The sequence below is a fragment of the Microbacterium sp. SORGH_AS_0969 genome (genome assembly GCF_030818255.1).
Lineage (GTDB): Bacteria > Actinomycetota > Actinomycetes > Actinomycetales > Microbacteriaceae > Microbacterium.
On the sequence record NZ_JAUTAG010000001.1, the window covers coordinates 577,740 to 600,555 of the forward strand.

Annotated in this window: 27 protein-coding genes; 7 read left to right on the forward strand and 20 right to left on the reverse strand. The window is 67.5% G+C overall.

From position 1 onward, the window contains the following. Positions 1-2 precede the first annotated feature (2 nt). A complete protein-coding gene (locus QE388_RS02665; RefSeq protein WP_058595178.1) occupies positions 3-323 on the reverse strand; it encodes a hypothetical protein in 321 nt (106 codons plus the stop codon). Between the two features lie 87 nt (positions 324-410). Between QE388_RS02665 and QE388_RS02670 the strand changes: the two genes are divergently transcribed. Continuing rightward, positions 411-1,436, forward strand: a complete 1,026-nt coding sequence (locus QE388_RS02670; protein WP_307382752.1) for a glycoside hydrolase family 6 protein — start codon at positions 411-413, stop codon at positions 1,434-1,436. 135 nt (positions 1,437-1,571) lie between these two features. Next, the gene (locus QE388_RS02675; protein ID WP_275800976.1) at positions 1,572-2,546 is read left to right on the forward strand and encodes a response regulator transcription factor; all 975 of its coding nucleotides are present in this window, start codon (positions 1,572-1,574) and stop codon (positions 2,544-2,546) included. A 103-nt stretch (positions 2,547-2,649) separates the two neighbouring features. Here QE388_RS02675 and QE388_RS02680 read toward each other — a convergent pair whose 3' ends face one another. After that, positions 2,650-4,125, reverse strand: a complete 1,476-nt coding sequence (locus tag QE388_RS02680; RefSeq protein WP_058596227.1) for a glycosyltransferase — start codon at positions 4,123-4,125, stop codon at positions 2,650-2,652. A 149-nt stretch (positions 4,126-4,274) separates the two neighbouring features. Here QE388_RS02680 and QE388_RS02685 point away from each other — a divergent pair, with 149 nt between their 5' ends. Beyond that, complete coding sequence (locus tag QE388_RS02685; protein WP_307382755.1) at positions 4,275-5,348, forward strand: hypothetical protein; 1,074 nt, start codon at positions 4,275-4,277, stop codon at positions 5,346-5,348. 54 nt (positions 5,349-5,402) lie between these two features. On the opposite strand, the gene QE388_RS02690 is transcribed toward QE388_RS02685, so the two are convergent. Next, positions 5,403-6,203 (reverse strand): hypothetical protein, encoded by an 801-nt coding sequence (locus QE388_RS02690; RefSeq protein ID WP_058615171.1) that lies wholly within the window; start codon positions 6,201-6,203, stop codon positions 5,403-5,405. A gap of 174 nt (positions 6,204-6,377) precedes the next feature. Between QE388_RS02690 and QE388_RS02695 the strand changes: the two genes are divergently transcribed. Together QE388_RS02695 and QE388_RS02700 are read left to right on the forward strand one after the other, a co-directional pair. Next, positions 6,378-8,045, forward strand: coding sequence for an ATP-binding protein (locus QE388_RS02695; protein WP_081318599.1), 1,668 nt, complete (start codon positions 6,378-6,380; stop codon positions 8,043-8,045). Further along, positions 8,042-9,160: a hypothetical protein gene (locus tag QE388_RS02700; protein WP_307382758.1), complete on the forward strand. Its 1,119-nt coding sequence runs from the start codon at positions 8,042-8,044 to the stop codon at positions 9,158-9,160. The genes QE388_RS02695 and QE388_RS02700 overlap by 4 nt, the downstream gene beginning before the upstream one ends. Before the next feature lies 1 nt (position 9,161). Here the strand turns inward: QE388_RS02700 and QE388_RS02705 are convergent, their stop codons facing one another. Then, positions 9,162-9,788, reverse strand: coding sequence for a hypothetical protein (locus tag QE388_RS02705; protein WP_307382760.1), 627 nt, complete (start codon positions 9,786-9,788; stop codon positions 9,162-9,164). An 87-nt stretch (positions 9,789-9,875) separates the two neighbouring features. Between QE388_RS02705 and QE388_RS02710 the strand changes: the two genes are divergently transcribed. Together QE388_RS02710 and QE388_RS02715 are read left to right on the forward strand one after the other, a co-directional pair. Beyond that, positions 9,876-11,642, forward strand: a complete 1,767-nt coding sequence (locus QE388_RS02710) for a DUF4012 domain-containing protein (protein ID WP_307382762.1) — start codon at positions 9,876-9,878, stop codon at positions 11,640-11,642. A 204-nt stretch (positions 11,643-11,846) separates the two neighbouring features. Further along, on the forward strand, positions 11,847-12,413 hold the full coding sequence (locus tag QE388_RS02715; protein WP_058627755.1) for a hypothetical protein: 567 nt from the start codon (positions 11,847-11,849) through the stop codon (positions 12,411-12,413). Between the two features lie 82 nt (positions 12,414-12,495). Here QE388_RS02715 and QE388_RS02720 read toward each other — a convergent pair whose 3' ends face one another. From QE388_RS02720 to rplR, 16 genes are all read right to left on the reverse strand, one after another. After that, positions 12,496-13,188, reverse strand: coding sequence for an endonuclease/exonuclease/phosphatase family protein (locus QE388_RS02720; protein ID WP_307382765.1), 693 nt, complete (start codon positions 13,186-13,188; stop codon positions 12,496-12,498). A 65-nt stretch (positions 13,189-13,253) separates the two neighbouring features. Next, positions 13,254-14,111: a tRNA pseudouridine(38-40) synthase TruA gene (gene truA, locus QE388_RS02725; RefSeq protein ID WP_307382767.1), complete on the reverse strand. Its 858-nt coding sequence runs from the start codon at positions 14,109-14,111 to the stop codon at positions 13,254-13,256. 77 nt (positions 14,112-14,188) lie between these two features. Continuing rightward, positions 14,189-14,749 (reverse strand): 50S ribosomal protein L17, encoded by a 561-nt coding sequence (gene rplQ / locus QE388_RS02730; protein WP_058596235.1) that lies wholly within the window; start codon positions 14,747-14,749, stop codon positions 14,189-14,191. A gap of 43 nt (positions 14,750-14,792) precedes the next feature. Next, positions 14,793-15,782, reverse strand: coding sequence for a DNA-directed RNA polymerase subunit alpha (locus QE388_RS02735; protein WP_013583989.1), 990 nt, complete (start codon positions 15,780-15,782; stop codon positions 14,793-14,795). Between the two features lie 178 nt (positions 15,783-15,960). After that, positions 15,961-16,359, reverse strand: a complete 399-nt coding sequence (gene rpsK, locus QE388_RS02740) for a 30S ribosomal protein S11 (RefSeq protein WP_013583990.1) — start codon at positions 16,357-16,359, stop codon at positions 15,961-15,963. 36 nt (positions 16,360-16,395) lie between these two features. Next, positions 16,396-16,770 carry a 30S ribosomal protein S13 gene (gene rpsM, locus QE388_RS02745; protein WP_058623963.1) on the reverse strand — a complete coding sequence of 125 codons (375 nt, stop codon included), beginning with the start codon at positions 16,768-16,770 and terminating at the stop codon, positions 16,396-16,398. A gap of 179 nt (positions 16,771-16,949) precedes the next feature. Further along, entirely contained in the window at positions 16,950-17,066 is a 117-nt protein-coding gene (gene rpmJ, locus QE388_RS02750) for a 50S ribosomal protein L36 (protein ID WP_005050492.1), read from the reverse strand. 61 nt (positions 17,067-17,127) lie between these two features. Beyond that, positions 17,128-17,349, reverse strand: coding sequence for a translation initiation factor IF-1 (gene infA, locus QE388_RS02755; RefSeq protein WP_013583992.1), 222 nt, complete (start codon positions 17,347-17,349; stop codon positions 17,128-17,130). A gap of 141 nt (positions 17,350-17,490) precedes the next feature. Further along, a complete protein-coding gene (locus QE388_RS02760; RefSeq protein ID WP_058596236.1) occupies positions 17,491-18,195 on the reverse strand; it encodes a thioredoxin domain-containing protein in 705 nt (234 codons plus the stop codon). Further along, positions 18,192-19,034: a type I methionyl aminopeptidase gene (gene map, locus QE388_RS02765; RefSeq protein WP_307382770.1), complete on the reverse strand. Its 843-nt coding sequence runs from the start codon at positions 19,032-19,034 to the stop codon at positions 18,192-18,194. The genes QE388_RS02760 and map overlap by 4 nt, the downstream gene beginning before the upstream one ends. Positions 19,035-19,036: 2 nt before the next feature. Next, a complete protein-coding gene (locus QE388_RS02770; RefSeq protein WP_058596237.1) occupies positions 19,037-19,633 on the reverse strand; it encodes an adenylate kinase in 597 nt (198 codons plus the stop codon). Continuing rightward, entirely contained in the window at positions 19,630-20,952 is a 1,323-nt protein-coding gene (gene secY, locus QE388_RS02775; RefSeq protein ID WP_275799828.1) for a preprotein translocase subunit SecY, read from the reverse strand. Before secY ends, QE388_RS02770 begins: the two co-directional genes overlap by 4 nt. A 109-nt stretch (positions 20,953-21,061) precedes the next feature. Continuing rightward, positions 21,062-21,595, reverse strand: coding sequence for a 50S ribosomal protein L15 (gene rplO, locus QE388_RS02780; RefSeq protein WP_307382773.1), 534 nt, complete (start codon positions 21,593-21,595; stop codon positions 21,062-21,064). Next, positions 21,595-21,780: a 50S ribosomal protein L30 gene (rpmD, locus tag QE388_RS02785; protein WP_013583998.1), complete on the reverse strand. Its 186-nt coding sequence runs from the start codon at positions 21,778-21,780 to the stop codon at positions 21,595-21,597. The genes rplO and rpmD overlap by 1 nt, the downstream gene beginning before the upstream one ends. Beyond that, positions 21,780-22,460 carry a 30S ribosomal protein S5 gene (rpsE, locus tag QE388_RS02790; RefSeq protein WP_013583999.1) on the reverse strand — a complete coding sequence of 227 codons (681 nt, stop codon included), beginning with the start codon at positions 22,458-22,460 and terminating at the stop codon, positions 21,780-21,782. The genes rpmD and rpsE overlap by 1 nt, the downstream gene beginning before the upstream one ends. Next, positions 22,457-22,816 (reverse strand): 50S ribosomal protein L18, encoded by a 360-nt coding sequence (gene rplR / locus QE388_RS02795; RefSeq protein WP_058596239.1) that lies wholly within the window; start codon positions 22,814-22,816, stop codon positions 22,457-22,459. The genes rpsE and rplR overlap by 4 nt, the downstream gene beginning before the upstream one ends.

Below are 22,816 nucleotides of genomic sequence, written 5' to 3' on the forward strand. Positions count from 1 at the left end.
CGCTAGGCCGAGCGAGCCTCGGGCGAATCCGGCTCCGGTTCGGCTATCACCGTCAATCCGTTCGCCGAGCTCGCTTCATGCATGAGCTCGTCGATCCAGCGGCGGTTCAGCTGCGGCGCTCGACTGCCGTAGAAGTGGAAGACGAGCGGAATCGACGGGTGAATCCACAGCGTCCGCGTCCCGCTTCCGTCCCCGACCGGGAAATGGAACATGAAAGGCTCTCCGCGGCGCAGCTTGTTCATGAACACCATGCGCAAGTGGGAAAGCGTTCGGTCCTCGATGTCGAAGGAATGACCCAACGCGTTGTAAACCAGTTTTCCCACGAATAAAGAGTACATGTCGACCATTGATTAATTACCCGCGACGGAACGCCGCCCTCACCGAACCGATGCTCGGATAGAGTCCACTGCGTGGGGAGAGCGCATCGTCCGAGCCGGCAGCGCCGTCGCATTCCTCGGGTCGTTTTCCTGGTGGGTGCCGTGGTGTTCGTCGTCGCGCTCATCGCCGCGATAGCCGTCGTCGGGAACCTGGTGTCCTCGCTTTTCCAGACCCTCGCCGCCCGTCCGCCCGCCGTCGACACCCGCATCGTCGCTCCGGACGAATCGAAGGCCGCGAAAGCCGCCGGCGATGCCTCGGCCACGCCCGACGAAGCCGCCGCCGCGACGTGGCTCGCCGCTCAGCCCACGACATATTGGCTGACCCCCGAGATCGACCCCGTCGACGAGGTCTGGGACCGCGTCGCTCATCTCGCCTCCGAGGCTCGGGATCAGGATGCCGCCCTCTCCGTCGCCGTCTATGGGCTGCCGGACCGCGACTGCGGGAATCACTCGGCCGGTGGACTGGACCCCGACTCCTACCGCGACTGGACCGCGCGGATCGGCGATGCGCTTCGCAACGCACCCGACGTGCAGAAGATCGTGATCCTCGAGCCCGACAGCATCGCGTTGTCGTCCTCGTGCGGTTCTCCCGCGGATCGCGCGGGCTACCTCAAGACCGCCGTCGAGAACGTCCGCGGGACGAACACGTGGATTTACCTCGATGGCGGCCACTCCGCGTGGCATCCGGTCGACGAGATGGCCTCGCTGATCTCGGCCACGGGCCTCATCGGCGACGTGCGCGGGGTGGCGCTGAACGTGTCGAATTACCAGGACACCGCGGCGGAGTTCGCCTATGCGCACGCCCTGTCCGAGCGACTCGGGGGGACGCACGCGGTGATCGACACGTCGCGCAACGGTGCCGGCCCGGCCGGTTCCGAGTGGTGCAACCCTGCCGGACGGCTCGTCGGGCCGGCAGGCGGCTCCTTCGGCGACGGAGTCGTCGACACGACGCTGTGGATCAAGCCCCCCGGCGAAAGCGACGGCGAGTGCAACGGAGGACCTCCCGCGGGAACCTGGTGGCCCGCCGCCGCGGTCGAACTCACGCGCGAGAGCCGCTGACACCACGCGTCGAACAGTCCCCGCGCCGCCCAGGGGTTCGCGAAAGTGTGTAAAGATGTGGCTCGGTCCGTGTGGCCGCCGCGTCTCGGGGGAGAACGCGGGCACGTTTTCGTGCGAACCAGAAGAGTGGGTGCGATGAGCGACAGCACGGAGATGCTGAAGACGGCCGTGATCGTGGAAGACGATCCGGATATCCGTCATCTCCTCGTCGAGGTCTTGGAAGCGGCCGGTTTCTCGACGGTCTCCGTCGGCAACGGCATCGACGGGGTTCGCGCCGTCATCGCCTATCAGCCCCTCATCACCACTCTCGACGTCAACATGCCGGGCATCGACGGCTTCGAAGCCGCGCGACGGATCCGGGCGCAGAGCGACACGTACATCATCATGCTGACCGGGCTCGAGGAGGAGGCCGACGTCGTCCTCGGACTCGGCGCCGGTGCCGACGAGTACGTCGTGAAACCGTTCCGACCGCGCGAGCTGCGCGCGCGCATCGAGGCGCTTCTGCGCCGGCCCCGCGCCGGCGGGACCGCTGGTGCCGCCCCGCGACAGGACAGCGTGGGCCCGTCCTTCCCGGCTGCACGCCCGGCCGAACAGCAGGCACCCGCTGCCGTCCCACCGACGGCTCCCCCACCCGCCGCGACGAGCGTCCCCGTCGTCGTTCCCTCATCCCAGGGCCCGGAGCCCCGGGAACACGCCGGCGCGGAACTCGCGACGCGCCCGTCGTCCGACGTCGTCGCCCGATCGAACAACGCCGTCACCCCTGGCGGCGGCCCCTGGATCGTGCACCGCGACCTCCAGCTCGACCCCGACAGCCGGATCGTGCTCGTCGGCGGCGACGAACTGGAGCTGACGCGCACCGAGTTCGACCTCCTGGCGACGCTCATGGAGTCGAAGCGACGCGTGCGGAGCAAGGCCGACCTCACGCTGGTTCTCCGAGGCGAGTCCTACGTGACCAGCTACTTCGTCGGTGAGGCCGACAAGCGGGCGATCGAGGCGCACATGACCAACCTCCGTCGCAAGCTCGGCGACAACCCCGCGAACCCGCGCTACATCGAAACGGTCCGCGGGGTGGGGTATCGCCTCACGTCCGAGTTGATGGCCGCTCCCTGATCCTTCGCCCCTCCGACGGATACAACGGATGCCTCGACCCTCCCCAGGGCCGAGGCATCCGTGTTTTCTGACGCGTTCGGGTCGCGATCAGATCGGGTGTCCGTCACACCTTGAAGCCGTGGTGACGACGGACGAGCTTGGAGAACATCAGGAGGGTCTGCAGAACGGTGACGACACCGACGATCGGCCACCCGATCCACAGGATCGACGACTGCACCATGGGGCCGACCATGACCCAGATCACGGCGAGCGCGACGGCGACGGCGAGGAGCACGACCATCGGGGCCCAGTGGCCGAGTCCGCCACCGCGTTCGGCCTTGGCCTGCATCGCCCAGTTGTCGACCTTCTTGCGGGACAGGAAGCGCGTCCACGAGCGGACGAAGTGGCTGATGCGAATCCACATGAAGATCTCGGCCGGGAAGAAGAGCACGGCGAACAGGATGTCCCGACGGTTGACGGCCTTCATCGTGCGGGCGATGCGCAGGTTCAGCAGCATGGCGATCACGGGCGGGATGAGCCACAGCGGCGAGAAGACGAACGCGCCGATCGAGAGCGATCCCGCGAGCAGGGTGAGGAACGCGACGCGGACGAACAGGTTCGTCAGCATGCCGAAGTTCTCGAACCACCGCAGGCGCAGGTTGGGGTGGAAGGGCTGGCCCTTGGTGTCACCGCGCTGGCCAGGCCACATCAGCTCGATCGCGCCGTACGTCCACTTCACCTGCTGGGCGTCGTACCCGGAGAGCGTGGTCATGCCACCCACGTCGGCGCGGGCGTACGGGCTGATCTTGGTCAGGTAGCCGGCGCTCTTGATCTGCAGCGAGAGGAGCGAGTCCTCGACCTCCGAGTCCTTGACCCACGGGGTGACCTGGTGGTTCTGCTTCATCGCGTCGCGGAGCGCGTTGGTCGAGAAGATCGAGAACTGCCCGCCGAGCACGGCCATGTTGCGTCCACGGAGCATGTTCTGCAGGTTGAAGGCCGCGAACTGCGTGCGCTGCCCGGCGGTGAGGAACTTGGCCACCACTCCCTTGATGGGGCGGTCGTCGATCGTGTAGATCGCCGAGATACCACCGATGCGGGAGTCGGAGACGGCCTCGGTCTCGAGGTACTCGACGGCTTTGCTGTCGGCGATGGTGTCGCCGTCGACGCCCAGGAGGTAGTCATAGCCCTCGACGAGCGAGTACCCGTAGTTGAGCGCACCGACCTTCTTGTCGGGGTTCTTGCCGATGTCGTGGACGAACACCTCGGTGAACTGCTCGCCGAGATCGGTGACGACCTCGTGCGGGCCGCTGTATTCGGAGGCGATCTTGACGGTGTTGTCGGACGTGTTGTTCACCACGACATGGATGACATCGGGCACGCGGGTCTGACCGAGAAGCGCCTCGATCACGGCGGCGATCGACTCCTCCTCGTTGTACGCGGGGATGACACAGCCGATCGTCGAGCGGTGGACCGAGGTGTTCTCGAGCACCGCCGCGAAGTCGTCGGCGAAGCCGTGCTCCGAGGCCGCCCCGCCGTTCACGTCGTCGGACGTGTAGGCGAGTGCCTTGGTGTGAGGGGCGAAGCTGCGCGCATCGGTCATGGCGGTGTCTTTCCGTTTCGGAGGGGTGGCGTGTCGGCCATGTCCCACTCTGGTAGGTTCACCGCAAGACGCCAGCCGGGATCCGGCATCGTCCCCGCAAGATTCCCTCAAGATCCGCTCAGGGGAGCAGGAGCAGAAAGCGCCCGCCGATGGCTGTCCTCGACCTCATCGCCGCCATCGCCGCCGCCGCTCTCTCCGTGACCGTGCTCTTCCTTGCCCACGGCCGTCACGGAGACGATCGCGGAGGGCCGCGTGCCGAGCTGGTGCGCTACTTCGGGATCGCCGCACTGGCCGCGCTCGCGTGCGCTTTCCTGAACGTCCTCGAGGAGATGGGCGGTGGCACGTTCGCCGCCGCCGTCGGTAACGCCACGAACGTCTTCGCCCCGGCGCTGGCGTGGGCGGGACTCCGACGCCTCAACGCCCGACCCGCGATCGGTGCGATCACCGCGGGCGCCGGCGCCATTCTCATGCTCGGCGTGACGTACGTCATGCCGCTCGACGACGCCATCCTCTGGAAGACCTTCGGCATCGCCGCCTTCAGCACTCTGGCCGCGATGGAGGCGCGCCGCGCACCGATCAGCGCGATCCGCGGGACATCGCTTCTCGCCGGATCCCTCGCGGTCTTCGCCGCGTACAACGCGAGCCGCCTGGTCGTCGCCGGGGCGACGGGGATCAACTCACCGCTCTGGGAGAAGGTCAGTTCCGCAGAGCTCACCTCGGTCGTGAGTGCGCTCACCATCTGCGCCGCCACCATCGCCACCCTCCAGATGGGCCGGCAACTCGACGACGACCCTGCCCCCGGGACGCGAGCGCACGACCGCGGGGCACTTCGACGCGAGGCCCACGATCTGTTGGAAGAACATTCGGCCATCGACGTGGTCGTCGTGCGCATTCCCGAAATCGACCTCATACGGGCCGCCCACAGCAACGAGCGCGCCGAGCAGATGCTCACCGCCCTCGTGGATGCCGCCCGCGGGACGCTGTCCGCGGTCGGCGCGGGGGTGCCCGCGCGCGACACCGTCTTCTTCCTGCTCCCGGCGAGCGCGGAGGTCGCTCGGGTCGAGCAGTCCGTCCGCGACGCGTTCGCCACGGCGATGCCGCTGATCGGGTACGACGACACCCCCGATCTCTTCTTCGAGCATCACCGGGTCGGTGATGTCGACGGGGTCTCGATGCTCATGGAGAGCCGCCGCCTCCGACCGCGTCAGCCTCTCCCCCACTGACATCGGGGGAGCATGGCAGGGAGGGCGCCGTGCCGAACGAGCGTCGAGGCCGGGTCAGCCCTGATCGGTCGTCTGACCCCATCCGGGCGCGCGTCCGTTGGTGTCGGTGGTGGTGCTCTGCGGCGTCGTCTGGGTGCTGTCGACGGGATAGATCGCGATGGGGAGGTATTGGTAGACGGTCTGCTGGCTGAACGACGAGTCGGTGTTGGCCGTTCCCTCGACCGCGACGCTCAGCGCGAACTCGAGAGTGATCCCGTACGTGTCGTTCGGTAGTTGACGGATCGAGGTGGTGGGCACCAGCAGCCCGCCCTGGAAGCTGTTGAGGAGCAGTCCGCGGTCGGATCGAAGCGTGTCCGACGGCACGAGGGTGCGCGGATCGGCGCTGAACTGGAACGGGTTCGACACCTGTCCCCCGGTCTGGGCGGTCTGCGACGTGATCGAGACCGAGGAGAGGTAGACGCGGCGCTTCTGCGTCAGCACGGCCTTCTCATCGACGCGGTGATCGTAGACGTTGACCGCGAAGCCGAGCTGCTTCTCGTTGGTGGGTGTCCACTCCATCGTGCGCTTGGGGTCCACGGCCCAGACGTCCAGCCGGAGCTCCAGACCATCTTCAACCTCGGACGACAGGGTCACCGAGCCGTCGTAGGTGAAGCGCGAGTCGAACGGCATGCTGGTCGACGCCGCTTGCGGGGCGGTCGTCGGCACGACCACCGACTGATTCGTCGACGAGTGGCCCTGGAAGGCGTTGAACGCGTCGATGACCTGAGTGCACCCACTGAGGGTGATCGGTCCGACGACGAGCGCGGAAGTGATCGCGAGCACGCGCAGAGCGCGTCGGCGAGAGGTCGAGGTCACGGGTGTCTCCTGAGGGAGGGCGCTGGCGCGCAAAGGTCGATAAACGACCATCACACTGCGGGATGCAGGCCTCAGGGGGAGTCTGACCGGACGACGTGCCCCGGTGGGCACAAACGGCGAGCAGAGACAGGATGGCGCGCAGAAGACTACACCACCGTCGATACACTCGAAGACATGTCAGCGGGAAGGAGCGTCGGATCGGCAGCACCGATCCGCGCGCTGGAGCTCGACGAGGGGTCCACTCCCAGCAGTAGGACGCGTTCCGTCTGGCTCCTGCAGCTCGTTCTCGGAGCCAGCGTGGTGATCACCGTGCTGCTCACGCAGGCGTTGGAGCCGTCCCTCTTCGCCGTCTGGACGTTCTCGACGGGCGTCGGCGTCGTCATCGCCCTGACCGCGGTCGCCATCATCGTCCCCTGGCACCGCCTCCCGCGAAGCGCGGTGGCCATCATCCCGTTCGGCGACATCATCGGCATCGGGCTGCTGAGCTTCGGCACGGATCTGCGTTTCGGGTTCTTCTGGGTGTTCCCCATCACGTGGATCGCGACCCATTTCGCCGTGACCCTGTTGATCTCGACTCTCGCGACCGTCGGCGTCATCATCGTGGTCGACGCCGCCGCGAACGGGTCCGGACCGGCCACCGCTCTCCGGCTCATCGTCGTCCTCCTGTCACTGACGTTCATCGGAATCACGGCCTATCTCTCGTCGAGGCAGACCCGCGCGTTCAAACAGCTCTTGCGACGCCAAGCCAGTCGGTTGCAGGGCACCCTGCAACGCGTGACGGGTCAGGAGAGGCGCGTCTCGCAGGTGCTCAACGGGCTCGACACGGGCATCGCGCGCATGTCGGCGGACGGCGAGGTCCTCGCCCTCAACGACACCTACCTGTCGCTGTACGGCATCGATCGCGACGAGCCGCAGCGGCCCGGCAGCGCCGTGGAGTACGCGACCCTGCGCGGCGAGCCGCTGAGCGAGTCGGAGCGCCCGTTCGCCCGTGCCGCGCGAGGCGAGCAGTTCGACGACGAGCGGGTGTGGCTGTTCGACGCAGACGGGGCGTGGCACGCCCTGTCCGCTTCCACCCGACGCCTCGTCTCGTCCGACGAGCCGGAGAGCACGCTTCTGATCGTCCACGACATCACCGCTCTCATCGAGGCCGAACGCGCACGCGAACGACTGGCCGCGACGGTCTCGCACGAGTTGCGCAACCCGCTGACCGCGATCATCGGTCACGCCGATCTGGCTCTCGACGACCCTGATCTCTCGCCGAAGGTGCGGGAGCAGCTCGAGGTCATCGCCGGCGCGGGGGAACGCATGCAGAAGCTGATCTCCGAGATCCTGGCGAACTCGCGAGGTGTCTTCCGCGAGAAGGACACGCCGAAGACCGCGGATGCCATGCGAATCATCGCGTCGTCGCTGGAATCCTTCCGCCCCGCCGCCGCGTCGCGCCGAGTCAGCATCATCGACGATCTTCCCGACACCGCCGAAGTGGTCGGCGATGCGTTCCGGCTCCGGCAGGCTTTCGACAACATCCTGAGCAACGCGATCAAGTACACCCCGGGCGGCGGCACGGTGCGCCTCTCCGCGGAGGTCGGCGACGAGAGCGTCGTCCTGCGATTCGCCGACACGGGGATCGGCATCCCGGCCGAGGACCTGCCGCGAATCTTCGACCCCTACTTCCGCTCACGCGCGGCCCGGGACAGTTCGACGCCGGGGACGGGCCTGGGGATGGGGATCGTCCGAGGGATCGTCGAAGAGAACGGAGGCACCGTGTCACTGGAAAGCGAACTCGGATCCGGCACCACGGTGACGGTCGTCCTCCCGATCCCGCTGAAGGATCGCGAGGAGTGACGGCCGTCGAGACCCTCGCGAATCTCAGCCTCGCGCAGGCGACGGTCACCACCCTCGCGTCGATCATGATCGTCAGCCTGGGTTTCCTCCCCCGCCCTTCCCGCGCGGCCTTGCTCTGGTCCCTGGCCTTCCTGCTCGCGATGAGCAGCACCTGGACATCGGTCGTCGGCGTCGCGGTCGGCGACGAGTCACTCCGCCGTGTGGGGCTGGGGTTGATGCTCGGCGCGCCGGCGCTCATCTGGTCGGGTTTTCGGGCGCGGCGGGGCGGGCGGGCCCTGCCGTGGGTGGGTGCGCTGCAGGGAGTGTGCTCGGCCGTGCTTTTCCTTTTCGCACAGGATGCCGCCGCATACGGCCTCGTGTTCCGTCTGGCGTTCCTCGCCGCCGCCGTGTTCGCGGGGCTGACGATCCTCGAGCTGAGGCGCTCCCCCGACGGACGCGAGCGTCTCATGCTCCCTCTCCTCGTCGTCTCGGCTGGGTTCGTCGTCCTCGCCCTGGCGAGCGTGGTCTCGGCGATCGCCGCTCCGGCAGCGATCGGTGACCTCCAGCTTCCGCGCCTGCTGAACGGGCTCGCGATGCTCATCTACCTCGTGTGCGCGACCGTCAGCCTGCTCTATTTCACGTCGGTCTCCCCCGGGTACTCGCTCACGGCGACCGCGTGGCCGCAATTCGCCGTCACGGCATCCGATCGTCTGCGACGCGCGGGCCGTGCCGCCGAGCCCGGCTGGGTGGCGCTCTCGATCCAGGTGGACGATCCGACTCACCTGCGCAGCGCGGCGGGCGACAACAACTGGGCGCACATCATCTCGGCGTTCGAGTCGCTCATCACCGAGGTGTTTCCCGCCGAAGCCGACATCGGACGCAAGGCGAGCGGTCATCTCGTGGTCGTCGTGGCGCGCCCCGACACCGTGGTCCGTGAGTACGTGCGAACCGTGCTCCGCCGATTCACCGAGATGGATGCCACGTCGTGGATCGCCGTCCAGCTCTCGGCCAGCGTCGGGTGGGTACCCGCGGAAGCCGCAGGTTACGACTTCGATGCGCTCGTCGAGCAGGCGGACACGGCGGCGTCGACGGCTCAGCGTCTCGGCGGAGACCGGTGGGAACGCGTGCGGCTCTGAATCAGCCCGCGGATCCACCACCGGCGATCGCCACGGTGAGCGTGTCGCTGGCCGTCTGCTTGGCGTACTCGTCCGACGTGGGCGTCGCCTGCACGAGGTACTCGTAGGTGAATTGCAGGGTGACAAATGTGGCGTCGGCGGGGACCTCGCCGACGTTGAACGTCTGGGAGTAGCTGTAGGGCGAGAGCACGAGGTAGCCGGGTGCGTTCGACTGGTCGGTCTGCGCGGCGAGCGGCGCGAAGGACTGGGTCTCGTTCCCCGGGACCGCGGTCATCGTCGCGCGTTGCAGGTAGACCTTCTGGCCGTCGTCCGGCGTCACCGTCGTGACCATCGACAGGCTCACCGGCTTCAACGCGGTCGGGGTCCACTTGTCCATCGACAGCGTGGACCAGTAGTTCACCGTCGCCGAGACGGCCCCGGCCGTGACGGTCTTCTGCGTCGAGCCGCTGGAGAGGTCGTTGGACACCGGCTGGGGCGCCGGCGTGGAGACCTGCGTCGGCGACGGAAACGCTGATGCGGCGTTGTTGCCCTGCGCCCACGGCGGCGCTCCGCATCCGGCGACGGCGAACGTCATCGCCAGACCGACCGTGCCCAGCACGACACGACCACCACGCGCCCGGTTCCGCATGCACCCTCCCCCGTCGCGGTCAATTCTAGGGTGACGCGCACCACCCGGGCCTCTGACGCCCGCTCGAGGGCGTCCTATTGTTCGTGGGTGATCGGTACTCATGATCGTCGGCCGGCGGCTCGGGCAGAACGCGTCTTCGCCTGGAGCCTCGGGGCCGTTCTCGTCGTCGGGCTGGTCGCCGCCGCGTGGATCGGTGTGCGCGGGGGCATGGCCGTCGCTCACCTCACGTCCGCACGCCAGACGCTCCAGGCCGCAGAGGCCGGCCCACACGATCCGCCGACCATCGCGGTGGCGCTCGCGACCGTCCGGGACGACACCTCCGCGGCCCGCACCCTGACGAGCGACCCCGTGTGGTCGTGGGCGGAACCGCTTCCGTGGATCGGGCCGCAACTCCGGGCTCTCGCGGTGTCCTCCGCGGCGCTGGACACCGCCGTCTCCGAAGGTCTCGGGCCGCTCTCGTCCGCGGCATCCGGGCTCTCCACGGACGTCCTGCGACCCCGGGAGGGCGCTTTCGACAAGACCGTCATCGCGTCGCTCGAACCCGAGGCCGACGCCGCCGCGACGCACCTTCACGCCGCGGCGGACGAACTGTCCCGCATCGATACGGCACCGCTCCTCGGTCCGCTTCGAGACGGCGTCACGCGCGCGCGAGAGCTCGTCGACGGCGCAGCGTCCGCATCGGACGCTCTCCATCGAGCAACCCTGCTGCTCCCGCGCATGCTGGGCGCCGACGGACAGCGGTCCTACCTCGTCCTGTTCCAGAACAATGCGGAATGGCGTTCGCTCGGCGGCATCGTCGGCGCGGTCGCGCAGGTCGACACGCAGGACGGGCGCTTCGCGCTCGTCGACCAGGCGTCGACGTCCGATTTCCCGGTCGAAGCCGAGCCGGTGGTCGATCTCCCCGGCGAGGTCCAGGATCTCTTCGACACGCGACCGGCGCGCTACATCCAGAATGTCACGCAGGTACCGGACTTCACCCTCGGTGCACCGATCGCCCGAGAGATGTGGAAGCGCCTGCGCGGGCGGACCGTCGACGGAGTCATCACCCTTGACCCCGTCACCCTCGGCTACGTCCTGAAGGCGACGGGGCCGGTCACCTTACCGACCGGCGATCACCTCACGCCCGACAACGCCGTGCCTCTTCTGCTGCAGGACGTCTATCAGCGATACCCCGACCCCGCTCGTCAGGACGAGTTCTTCCGCGCAGCGACAGCGGCCGTCTTCTCCGCTCTCGCCGAGGGGCGCGCCGATCCCGAGCTCCTTCTCGCCGCCCTCATGAGGGCCGGTTCCGAGGGCCGGCTGATGCTCTGGAGCGCGGATGCCGACGAGCAGGCGATCCTCGACGGAACGACGCTGCAGGGCACGCTGCCCGATGACGGCACGGATCAGTCCACGTTCGGGGTCTACCTCAACGACGGTACGGGCTCGAAAATGGACTCCTACCTGCGCCCGAGCGTCGACGTCGCATGGTGCGGGCAGGACTCGGCGGTGTTGGGCGTCACGCTGCGCAACGACGCCCCGGATCCGGCTTCCCTGCCCTCTTATGTGACGGGAGGCGGCGAGTACGGAGTCCCCGTCGGCGAAGCGCTCACCGGCGTGTACGTCGTCCTCCCCGCCGAAGGGAGGTTGGAGGGGTACGCGTCGACGACGGACGGCATACCGCCGGGCTTCGCGGGTGGAACCCTTGAGGGACGACCCGTGTTGAAGTGGTCCGTTCAGCTGGCGCCCGGCGAACAAGCGCATCTGGACGTGCGCGTGTCCATGCCGTGGACGCCGCATCTCGGTGCCGTTGTGACGCCGACGATCGTGAGTCCGGCGATCGGCCGCGGAGCCACCGGCTGCGGCGGGAACTGATCGAGGAACAGACGGGTCACCACGGGCACCCCGCCCGGCCCTGGTGAAGTCCACAGCCTCAGCTCGTGAATACGCCGCGATATGACGGCAGCCCGGCGGACTCCTTCGAAAGACTGCCGTCTGGGGCGATCCTCACCGGCAGAGGTCGAGCGGGTCGCTCTTCGACTTCCACCCGGCCACCGTGCCACCGAGATGGGACCCACCATGAAGAACACGATCCTCCGCGCTGCTGCTGCGGTCTCGCTGGCCGCAGCCGTGTTGTTGGCACCGACCGCCGCCAACGCCTACGTCGATCCGTCCGCCATCACCGCGACGCCGAGCACGATCGCTCCGGGCGAGTCCTCGACCTTCACCACGCCCGGCACCCCGTTCACGGGTAACGAAGACGTGCTGATCTCCATCACCGGAGAAAGCGCCTCGGGCGCAACCCTCGGCATGGTGAAGACGGCGGTCGAGACCAACTCCAACCTGCACACGAGCGCGAACGCCGGCAAGCTCAACGTCCGGATCACGTTCCCCTCGAACGCCATCGGAACCTACAATCTGACCTTCACGGGCGCGACGAGCGGCACCGTCCTGCACGCCCAGGTGCTCGTTGTGAAGGCGAGCCCGACCCCGACGACGCCGCCGGCCTCAGCGGGCCTGGCCAAGACCGGCATCGACGGCGGCGCCACCACGGGTCTGTGGATCGCCGGTGGCGCGCTCGTCGCCACGGGCGCCGCGGTAGGTATCGGCGCCGTCGTGCGCCGTCGTCGTCAGACGGCCGCCTGACGCTCATACGCGAGAGAGAAAAGGTGGGATCGCCCCTTCGGGCGATCCCACCTTTCGCGTCCCGACGGCTGGCGCTCGTCGATCAGGAACCAACGGACGTGGGCGACGTCGATACCTCGGCGGTGATGAGAATCGGTAGGTGATCGCTCAGCCCTTGCGGCAACGTGCGGATGTGAGCGATGTCGAAACCCACCGAGGTGGCGAAGTCGTAGTGCCCGCGGAAGAAGCGGTACCGGGTGTACGTCCGTGCGTCACTCAAAGTGAGCTCGTACCCCTGATCGCGCACCTTCTGTCCCAGGTTCTCCTTGAAGACCGGGTAGTTGTAGTCGCCGACCATGAGAGCGGGAAGCCCCGGTCCGAGGTTCTGCAGCTCGTTGAGGGCCGTGCGGATCTGGTGCCGTCGAAGAGAGTTCAGCGCCGTCAGTGGCGCCGCGTGGAACGACGCCACGATGATCTCGCGGCCGTCGTCGATATCACGCAGCCGCACACCCAGCATTCGTTCCTCGGCCGGCTTCAGAACGTAGTCGTGCAGCGACTTCTTCAGCGCGATCGCGCGCACCTCCACGGCCCGGAACGTGTTCTCCCGGAAGTAAACGGCCAGGCCGAGGCGATTGCGCTGGGTCGCCTCGGCGAGCCGGAGACCTGAGATTTCGAGGGGAATGTCTCGCGTGTCGCACTCTTGCAGGCACAACACATCGACCGCGTGCTCGTCGACGAGTTTCGACAGCTCACCGGCGGCGCGGTGCTTGCGGAGGTTGTACGAGATGACCTTCATAACGCCCCCAGCCTAGAGCCGCACCCGGTCGCGCGACGGGGGTTGCGGACGCACTCCTCGAGGATTCATGCACCGATGTCGTCGGCGTCCCTCCGGTTCCGCGTCTGCTCGGCGCGAGAGGCCAGCAGATCGTCGGCAGGGTATCCCACCTGCGCGAGCACCAGCCCCCGTGCTGCCAGCACCTTGGTGTCGGGGGTCCGGCGCCCGTCGTCTCGGATGCGGACCACGTCCTCCACGTCGAGGCGCCCCTCCCCCACGGCCACGCACGCGCCCACGAGCGCGCGGACCATGCTGTGACAGAACGCATCCGCTCGCACGTTCGCGACCAGGATGCCGTCATCCCCGCGCCGCCAGTCGTACTCGAGCAGGGTGCGGATCGTGGTGGCCTCCTCGCGAGCCTTGCAGTAGGCCGCGAAGTCGTGCAGGCCGATGAGGCGCTGAGCAGCGATATGCATGGCCTCGACGTCGAGAGGAGCCTTGACCGTGGTCGTGCGCAGGCGTTCCAGGGGATCGTATCCCGAGTTCGCGTCCGCGACCCGATAGGTGTAGCGCCTCCACACCGCCGAGAAGCGCGCGTCGAAACCCGCTGGGGCGAGCGTGGTGCGGTGCACGGTCACGTCGGGGTACGCGCCCAGAACGCCGCGCACACGCCCCGCGAGGGCAGCGACGGCGTCGTCCTCGTCGCCTTCGCGGCGACGACGCGGCAATCTCGCCATCTGGTGGCCGTCGAGATCCAGGTGCGCCACCTGTCCGGACGCGTGCACGCCGGCATCCGTCCGTCCCGCCACGACCAGACGCGGGTCACCGCCCAGAATGCGCGCGAGGGCATCCTCGAGGGTTCCCTGCACGGTGCGCAATCCCGGTTGTCGGGCCCACCCTCGGAAGTGCGTTCCGTCGTAGGAGATGTCGAGTCGAAGACGCACCTCTCCAGCCTACGGCGACCCGCAAACACGACGAAGCCCTCACCCCGGTGGGGTGAGGGCTTCGTGGAGAGCGGAACTCAGGCCTTGGCGTCGTCCGAGACGGCGTCCTCGGCAGCAGCCTCAGCGGCGGCACCCTCGTCCTGCGACTCGGCGCCGGCCTCAGCCGACTCGTCGACCGCGGGGGTCTCGTCGACGACGGTCTCCTCGGCGGCGGGCTCCTCAGCCGGGGCGGCAGCAGCAGGAGCCGCGGCGGCCTTCGACGACGAGGGCTTCTTGGTCACGGGCTCGAGAACGAGCTCGATGACAGCCATGGGGGCGTTGTCACCCTTGCGGTTGCCGACCTTGGTGATGCGGGTGTATCCGCCGTCACGCTCGGCCACCAGCGGCGCGATCTCGGTGAACAGGGTGTGCACGACTTCCTTGTCACCGATCACGCTCAGCACGCGGCGACGCGCGTGCAGGTCGCCACGCTTGGCGAACGTGATGAGACGCTCAGCGAGCGGGCGAAGGCGCTTGGCCTTCGTCTCGGTCGTCTTGATGGACTTGTGCGTGTACAGCGCTGCGGCGAGGTTCGCGAGAAGCAGACGCTCGTGGGCCGGGCCGCCTCCGAGGCGGGGACCCTTCGTGGGCTTAGGCATTTCGTGTTACTCCAGTGGGAAGGTTCGGTCGGGTCTGACGGGGTCAGACGGTCTCTTCGTCGTAGCCGCCGAAGAACTGGGCACCGTCGAAGCCGGGCACCGAGTCCTTGAGCGAGAGGCCGAGCGAGACGAGCTTGTCACGCACCTCGTCGACCGACTTCTGACCGAAGTTGCGGATGTTCATCAGCTGGGTCTCCGAGAGGGCGACCAGCTCGGACACCGTGTTGATGCCCTCGCGCTTCAGGCAGTTGTACGAACGGACCGACAGATCGAGGTCCTCGATCGGCATCGACAGCTCGTTCGAGAGAACGGTCTCGACCGGCGCGGGGCCGATCTCGATGCCCTCGGCCTCGACGTTCAGCTCGCGGGCCAGGCCGAACAGCTCGGTGAGCGTGCGCCCAGCCGAAGCAACGGCGTCGCGCGGAGCGATCGAGGGCTTCGACTCGACGTCGAGGACGAGCTTGTCGAAGTCCGTGCGCTCGCCGGCGCGGGTCGCCTCGACGCGGTAGCTGACCTTGAGAACGGGCGAGTAGATCGAGTCGATCGGGATCTGACCCGCCTCGGCGTACTCGTTGCGGTTCTGCGTGGCCGAGACGTAGCCGCGGCCACGCTCGATGGTGAGCTCGAGCTCGAACTTCGCGGTGTCGTTCAGAGTCGCGATGACCAGATCGGGGTTGTGCACCTCGACCCCGGCCGGAGCCGAGATGTCCGCCGCCGTGACCTCGCCGGAACCGGTCTTGCGCAGGTACGCGGTGATGGGCTCGTCACGCTCGCTCGAGACGACGAGCTGCTTGATGTTCAGGATGATCTCGGTGACGTCTTCCTTCACGCCCGGGATCGTGCTGAACTCGTGCAGGACACCGTCGATGCGGATGCTCGTGACGGCCGCGCCGGGGATCGACGACAGCAGGCTGCGACGCAGGGCGTTGCCGATGGTGTAACCGAAGCCGGGCTCGAGGGGCTCGATGACGAAACGACTGCGGAACTCCCCGACCTTCTCCTCGGTCAGAGTGGGACGCTGTGCGATGAGCACTATGTGTTCCTTTCGATCACGTGCCCGCTATATGACACGTGTAATGGGGTGAGGTGTTGAGTTGTACTCGCGGGATGCCGTGAGGACCGCGACCGCGGGTCCCGGCATCCGGAAGTCTGAATCGCGCGTGAGCGCGGCGTTCCCGGGGAGCGAAGAACTCTCCCCGGGAACGGACGCGTCAGACGCGGCGACGCTTGGGCGGACGGCAGCCGTTGTGGGCCTGCGGCGTCACGTCCTGGATCGAGCCGACCTCGAGGCCGGCCGCGGTGAGCGAACGGATCGCGGTCTCACGACCCGAACCCGGACCCTTCACGAAGACGTCGACCTTCTTGACGCCGTGCTCCTGCGCCTGGCGGGCGGCCGACTCGGCGGCCATGCCGGCGGCGTACGGCGTCGACTTGCGCGAACCCTTGAATCCGACACCGCCGGACGAGGCCCAGCTGATGACGGCGCCCGACGGGTCGGTGATCGAAACGATCGTGTTGTTGAACGTCGACTTGATGTGGGCCTGACCCACGGCGATGTTCTTCTTCTCTTTGCGGCGCGGCTTGCGCGCGGCGGACTTGGCCTGTGCCATGTGCGTTCTCCTGAATCCTGACGCTCAGCCCGCGGCTTAGCGCGCCTTCTTCTTGCCGGCGACGGTGCGCTTGGGACCCTTGCGGGTACGCGCGTTCGTCTTCGTGCGCTGACCGCGCACGGGGAGGCCGCGGCGGTGGCGCAGGCCCTCGTAGGAACCGATCTCGACCTTGCGGCGGATGTCGGCGGCGACCTCGCGACGGAGGTCACCCTCCACCTTGTAGGTGCCTTCGATGTGGTCGCGCAGCGCGACCAGCTGGTCGTCGGTGAGGTCCTTGACGCGGATGTCCTGGCTGATGCCGGTCGCGTTCAGGATCTCGACGGAGCGGGTGCGGCCCACGCCGTAGATGTAAGTAAGTGCGATCACCACGCGCTTATCGCGCGGGATGTCGACGCCGGCAAGACGTGCCATGCGGCTCTCCTCAGAGTGTGCTGGAGGTGTGGAGCAGGATCGGTGCTCGGGCCTCCGCCCCGAGGTGTCCCCGCCGTTCGGTCGCTGAGCTTGTCGAAGCGTCCGAGAGGCGGATCTGATCCTGCCGGTGTGTATTCAGTTGGAGATGACGTCGAGTGGAACGACGTCGAGCTGGAAGCTCAGCCCTGGCGCTGCTTGTGGCGCGGGTTGCTCTTGCAGATCACCATCACGCGCCCGTGGCGGCGGATCACCTTGCAGTGATCGCAGATGGGCTTGACGGAGGGGTTGACCTTCATGATGTTCCTGTTTCGCTGTCTTCGAAGCCGCGAGGTGCGGTTCGTTACTTCTCGGCCGGACTCAGCGGTAGCGGTAGACGATACGACCACGGGTGAGGTCGTACGGGCTCAGTTCGACGACGACGCGGTCCTCCGGGATGATGCGGATGTAGTTCTGCCGCATCTTGCCCGAGATGGTCGCGAGCACTTTGTGCCCGTTCGTCAGCTCGACACGGAACATCGCGTTGGGCAGTGCCTCGGACACCGTGCCCTCGATCTCGATGACACCGTCTTTCTTCGCCATAAACTCGCTCACGCTCAGTTGCAGACCGGCCGGTCTGCGGTGGATGGGGGTTCGGTGCTTCGACACGCCAATGAAGGCGCAACGCACCAAAGATCAAGCATACGTGGTAATGCTCGACCCGGCAACTCGCCGGGAGTGTCGTCAGCCGTTCAGACGGGCGACGATGTCCTTCTGCGGGTCACCGGTCAGGTCGGTCTTGTTGGTGAGGAGCGTCCCGTTCACGACGATGGTGGGAGTGGAGACACCACTCGCGCCCGACTGGATCGGGGTCTGACGGGTCATGGCCGTCACGTACTTCTCGTATGTGCCGTCGTTGATGCAGGAGGTCACGGCATCCGATGCGCCGGCGCTCGTCGCGATCGACGCGATCGTGGCGTCGTCCAGGCCCGACGTTCCCTCTGCGGGCTGCTGCGCGTACATCGCCTTGACGAAGGCGGGAATGTTCGCGGGGTCGTCGACCGCGACGCAGTAGGCCGCGCTGGCGGAACGCGTCGAGTACTGGGTCCCCTGCGATGACCGGTCGAGGATGGAGATCGGGTGGATGTTGAGCGTGATCGTGCCATCGTCGACGAGCTGCTGGAGCGTCGGTCCGTACGACTGCTCGAACGAGTTGCAGATGGGGCACATGAAGTCGACATACGTGTCGACGGTCTTCGAGCCGGAGCCCACCGAGATCGCACCCGTGTCCGTGTTGACCGCCGAGGACTGCGGAAGGGTCCCGGGCGAGGTCGCCTGGCTGTTGGCGAACCACACGACACCGCCCACGACGAGCACGACCACCACCGCGGCAGCGGTGATGCCGATCGCGAACCAGTTCGTGGCCTTACGTGCCGCAGCCATCATCATGAATCGATCTCCTTCGGCACCACACCGAAGGGCGCCAGTTTTTCTGCACCACCGTCGGGAGCGGTGAGAACCCAGATGCCTCCATCGTGCACGGCGACGCTATGTTCCCAATGGGAGCCGGCTGTACCGTCGATCGTCGACACGGTCCACCCGTCGTCCTCGACCTCGGTGGCCTGATCGCCGATGACGACCATCGGTTCGATGGCCACAGCAAGACCGGGGCGCACCTCCGGGCCCTTGTCGGCCACGGCGTAGTTGAAGACGCTCGGCGATTCGTGCATCTTCCGCCCGATCCCGTGCCCGACGTAATCGCGCAGGATTCCGTAGCCGCCTTCCGGCGCGTTGTCGTCGATGTACGCCTCGATGGCAGCCCCGACCTCCGCCAGGTGCGAAGCACGGCTCAGCGCCGCGATGCCCGCCCACAGCGAGCCTTCGGTGACTTCCGACAAGCGGCGCCGGGGAGCGACGACATCTTCCGGCGCGTCGCCCGGCACGATGACCGTGAAGGCCGAGTCGCCGTTCCAGCCGCGGAACTGCGCCCCCGCATCGATCGACAGGATGTCGCCCGCCTGCAGGGGTCGTTCACTGGGGATGCCGTGGACCACCTGCTCGTTGACCGAGGCGCAGATGGTGTGCCGGTAGCCGCGCACCATCTGGAAGTTCGACTCGGCACCGCGCTCGGCGATGACCCGGGCGGCGGCCTCGTCGAGCTCGAGCGTGGTGACACCCGGAGCGATCAACGCGCGCACGGCGTCGAGCGCGGCTGCGGTGATCAGCCCCGGCTCCACCATGGCGCGCAGCTGAGCGGGCTTCTTGTAGATCGAGGAGCGGAAGACCACTGTCAGTCAGCCGAACGACGGCGGAGTCCGCGCGCGTCCAGCGCCGCGAAGATCCGGTCCGTGACGTCGTCGAGCCCGCCGACACCGTCGATCTCGTCGACGATCCCTCGCGTCCCGTAGACCCCGAGAATCGGGGCGGTCTCGCGCTCGTAGATGTTCAAGCGGGTCTCGATCGCCTCGGCCGTGTCGTCGGCGCGGCCCTGCTCGGCCGCGCGGGCGGTGAGACGCGCCAGAGACTCGTCACGGGGAACCACGAGTGCGATGACGGCGTCGAGGGCCTCGTCGCGTCCGCCCAGGAACTCATCGAGGTGCATCACCTGCGCGAGGTTGCGCGGGTAGCCGTCGAGGAGGAACCCCTCCCCCGCGTCCGGCTGCGACAGCCGGTCACGCACGACCGCGCTGGTCAGCTCGTCGGGGACGAGGTCGCCAGCGTCGATGATCGAGGTGACCTGCTTGCCGAGGTCGGTGCCTGCGGCCACATTCGCACGGAACACATCGCCGGTCGAGACGACGGGGATGCCGAAGGCCTCCGCGATGCGGACGCCCTGCGTTCCCTTGCCCGAGCCCTGTGGGCCGACGATCAACAGACGTGCCGTCATCGGAGGAGCCCTTCGTAGTGGCGCTGCTGGAGCTGCGCGTCGATCTGCTTCACCGTCTCGAGACCGACACCCACGATGATGAGGATCGAGGCACCGCCGAACGGGAAGTTCTGGTTCGCGCCGACCGTGGCGAGGGCCACGAGCGGCAGGAGCGCGATGAGGCCGAGGTAGATCGAGCCGGGGAGCGTGATGCGCGTCAGCACGTAGTCGAGGTACTCGGCGGTCGGGCGTCCCGCGCGGATGCCGGGGATGAACCCACCGTACTTCTTCATGTTGTCGGCGACATCGACGGGGTTGAACGTGATGGCGACGTAGAAGTACGTGAAACCGACGATCAGCAGGAAGTAGATGAGCATGTACAGCGGGTGGTCACCGCGCGTGAGGTACTGCGAGATCCAGGTGACCCACGGGGCCGGTTCCTGACCCGCCTGCGGCTGGTTGAACTGCGCGATGAGGGCCGGGATGTACAGCAGCGACGATGCGAAGATCACCGGCACCACGCCGGCCATGTTCACCTTGATCGGGATGTAGGTGTTGGTGCCGCCGTAGGTGCGGCGGCCGACCATGCGCTTGGCGTACTGCACCGGAATGCGGCGCTGGGACTGCTCGACGAAGACGACGAGCGCGACGACCAGGATGCCGACGGCCAGGACGAGGAGGAAGACCTCGACACCGCGCGAGTTGAGGATCGACATCATCGCGGCCGGGAAGGTGGCGGCGATCGACGTGAAGATGAGGATGGACATGCCGTTGCCGACGCCACGCTCGGTGACCAGCTCGGCGAACCACATGACGAGGCCCGTACCGGCGGTGAGTGTGATGATCATCAGCAGCTGAGCCCACCAGACGTCGTTCGTCAGGAGCTGCTGGCACTCCGGGATGCCGGCAGTGCCGAAGAGCTGCCCGGAACGCGCCACGGTGACCAGGGTCGTCGACTGCAGCAGCGCGAGAGCGATGGTCAGGTAGCGCGTGTACTGCGTCAGCTTCGCCTGCCCCGCCTGGCCCTCCTTGTAGAGGGTCTCGAAGTGCGGGATGACGACGCGCAGCAGCTGCACGATGATCGTGGCCGTGATGTACGGCATGACACCGAGCGCGAAGATCGACAGCTGCAGCAGGGCGCCACCGGAGAAGAGGTTGACCAGCGACAGCAGACCTTCGGTGCTTCCGGAGTCGCTCAAACACTGCTGGACGTTGGGGAAGTCGACGAACGGCGACGGGACATGAGCACCGAGCCGGTAGATGGCGATGATCCCCAACGTGAAGGCGATCTTGCGCCTCAGGTCGGGCGTGCGGAAAACCCGCGCGATGGCGCTGAACAAAGGGGATTCCTCCAGAACGATCTCGGCGCGCCGCAGGCGCACACCAAATCAGACTAACCCAGAAGGGGCCGACGGCCGTAAGGCCGCCGGCCCCTCCGGGGTTCGGGCGTCAGTTGACGGTGCCGCCCGCGGCGACGATCTTCTGCTCTGCGGAGCCGGAGACCTTGTCGACCGAGACGGTCAGCGCGACCGAGATGTCGCCGGTGCCGAGCACCTTGACCTTCTCGTTCTTGCGCACGGCGCCCTTGGCCACCAGGTCGGCGACGGTCACGTCGCCACCCTGCGGGTAGAGCTCGCCGAGCTTCTCCAGGTTCACGACCTGGTACTCGACGCGGAACGGGTTCTTGAAGCCGCGGAGCTTCGGGGTGCGCATGTGCAGCGGCATCTGCCCACCCTCGAAGCCGACCTTGACCTGGTAACGGGCCTTGGTTCCCTTGGTACCGCGACCGGCCGTCTTACCCTTCGAGCCCTCACCGCGACCCACGCGGGTCTTGGCGGTACGGGCACCCGGGACGGGACGCAGGTGGTGGACCTTGAGCACGCCGGGGCGCGCCGCGGGGGCTTCCTTCTTGGCGGCCGTCTTACCGGCCGTCGCCTTCTTCGGGGCGTCGACCGTGGCGGTCTCGTCCTTCTTGGCAGCCATTAGTCGATCTCCTCAACCTTGACGAGGTGGGCGACGGTCTTGACGTAACCGCGCGTCTGCGCGTCGTCGGGACGGACGACCGAGTCGCCGATCCGCTTGAGACCGAGCGAGCGCAGCGTGTCACGCTGGTTCTGCTTCTCGCTCACCTTGGACTTGATCTGCGTGACCTTCAGACGCTCGGCCATCAGGCACCTACCTTCTGAGCGGCGGCCTCGGCGCGCACGAGGCGGGCCGGGGCGACCTGGTCGAACTCCAGGCCACGGCGAGCGGCCACGGCGCGGGGCTCCTCGAGCGACTTCAGCGCTTCGACGGTCGCGTGCACGATGTTGATCGTGTTCGACGAGCCGAGCGACTTCGAGAGGACATCGTGGATGCCGGCGCACTCGAGGACGGCACGGACGGGACCACCGGCGATAACACCGGTACCGGCAGCGGCGGGGCGCAGGAGCACCACACCGGCAGCGGCCTCACCCTGGACGGGGTGCGGGATGGTCGAGCCCGAGCGGGGAACGCGGAAGAAGTTGCGCTTGGCCTCTTCGACACCCTTCGAGATGGCGAGGGGGACTTCGCGGGCCTTGCCGTAACCGACACCCACGACGCCGTTGCCATCGCCCACGACGACGAGCGCCGTGAAGCTGAAGCGGCGACCACCCTTGACCACCTTCGACACGCGGTTGATCGTCACGACGCGCTCGAGGAACTGGCTCTCGTTGCGGTCGCGCGAACCACGGTCGCGCTGGTTGGTGTTGCGCTCGCGACCACCGCGACGCGGCTCGCGCTCACGCTCGGCAGGGGCCGTGGCCGCAGCCGCACCCTCAGCCGGTGCAGTCTGCTCGGTCACTTCGGTCTCCTTGTTGTCACTCACAGGTTCAGCCCTCCTTCGCGGGCACCGTCGGCGATCGCGGCGACACGACCGGCGTACCGGTTCCCGCCACGGTCGAACACGACGTCGGACACGCCGACGGCCTTCGCACGCTCGGCGACGAGCTCGCCGACCTTGCGGGCCTTGGCGGTCTTGTCACCGTCGAAGCCGCGCAGGTCGGTCTCGAGGGTGGAGGCGGAGGCCACGGTGTGGCCCTTGCTGTCGTCCACGACCTGGACGAACACGTGGCGCGCCGAACGCGTCACGACCAGACGGGGGCGCAGCTCGGTGCCAACGACCTTCTTGCGAAGGCGCGCGTGGCGACGTGCGCGAGCAACAGACTTCGACTGCACAGCCAT

Bases quoted from the DNA above. Each gene is read 5' to 3' on its own strand.
- rpsK (WP_013583990.1), bottom strand. From the start codon at position 16,359: ATGGCACAGGCCAAGTCCGCCGCGCGCAAGCCGCGCCGCAAAGAGAAG.
- QE388_RS02695 (WP_081318599.1), top strand. From the start codon at position 6,378: ATGTCAGCGGGAAGGAGCGTCGGATCGGCAGCACCGATCCGCGCGCTG.
- QE388_RS02760 (WP_058596236.1), bottom strand. From the start codon at position 18,195: ATGATGATGGCTGCGGCACGTAAGGCCACGAACTGGTTCGCGATCGGC.
- rpsM (WP_058623963.1), bottom strand. From the start codon at position 16,770: ATGGCACGTCTTGCCGGCGTCGACATCCCGCGCGATAAGCGCGTGGTG.
- rpmD (WP_013583998.1), bottom strand. From the start codon at position 21,780: ATGGCCGAGCGTCTGAAGGTCACGCAGATCAAGTCCAAGGTGAGCGAG.
- rpmJ (WP_005050492.1), bottom strand. From the start codon at position 17,066: ATGAAGGTCAACCCCTCCGTCAAGCCCATCTGCGATCACTGCAAGGTG.
- rplR (WP_058596239.1), bottom strand. From the start codon at position 22,816: ATGGCTGTGCAGTCGAAGTCTGTTGCTCGCGCACGTCGCCACGCGCGC.
- QE388_RS02715 (WP_058627755.1), top strand. From the start codon at position 11,847: ATGAAGAACACGATCCTCCGCGCTGCTGCTGCGGTCTCGCTGGCCGCA.
- infA (WP_013583992.1), bottom strand. From the start codon at position 17,349: ATGGCGAAGAAAGACGGTGTCATCGAGATCGAGGGCACGGTGTCCGAG.
- QE388_RS02680 (WP_058596227.1), bottom strand. From the start codon at position 4,125: ATGACCGATGCGCGCAGCTTCGCCCCTCACACCAAGGCACTCGCCTAC.
- QE388_RS02770 (WP_058596237.1), bottom strand. From the start codon at position 19,633: ATGACGGCACGTCTGTTGATCGTCGGCCCACAGGGCTCGGGCAAGGGA.
- QE388_RS02705 (WP_307382760.1), bottom strand. From the start codon at position 9,788: ATGCGGAACCGGGCGCGTGGTGGTCGTGTCGTGCTGGGCACGGTCGGT.
- rplO (WP_307382773.1), bottom strand. From the start codon at position 21,595: ATGGCTGCCAAGAAGGACGAGACCGCCACGGTCGACGCCCCGAAGAAG.
- QE388_RS02720 (WP_307382765.1), bottom strand. From the start codon at position 13,188: ATGAAGGTCATCTCGTACAACCTCCGCAAGCACCGCGCCGCCGGTGAG.
- QE388_RS02675 (WP_275800976.1), top strand. From the start codon at position 1,572: ATGAGCGACAGCACGGAGATGCTGAAGACGGCCGTGATCGTGGAAGAC.
- QE388_RS02685 (WP_307382755.1), top strand. From the start codon at position 4,275: ATGGCTGTCCTCGACCTCATCGCCGCCATCGCCGCCGCCGCTCTCTCC.
- rplQ (WP_058596235.1), bottom strand. From the start codon at position 14,749: ATGCCTAAGCCCACGAAGGGTCCCCGCCTCGGAGGCGGCCCGGCCCAC.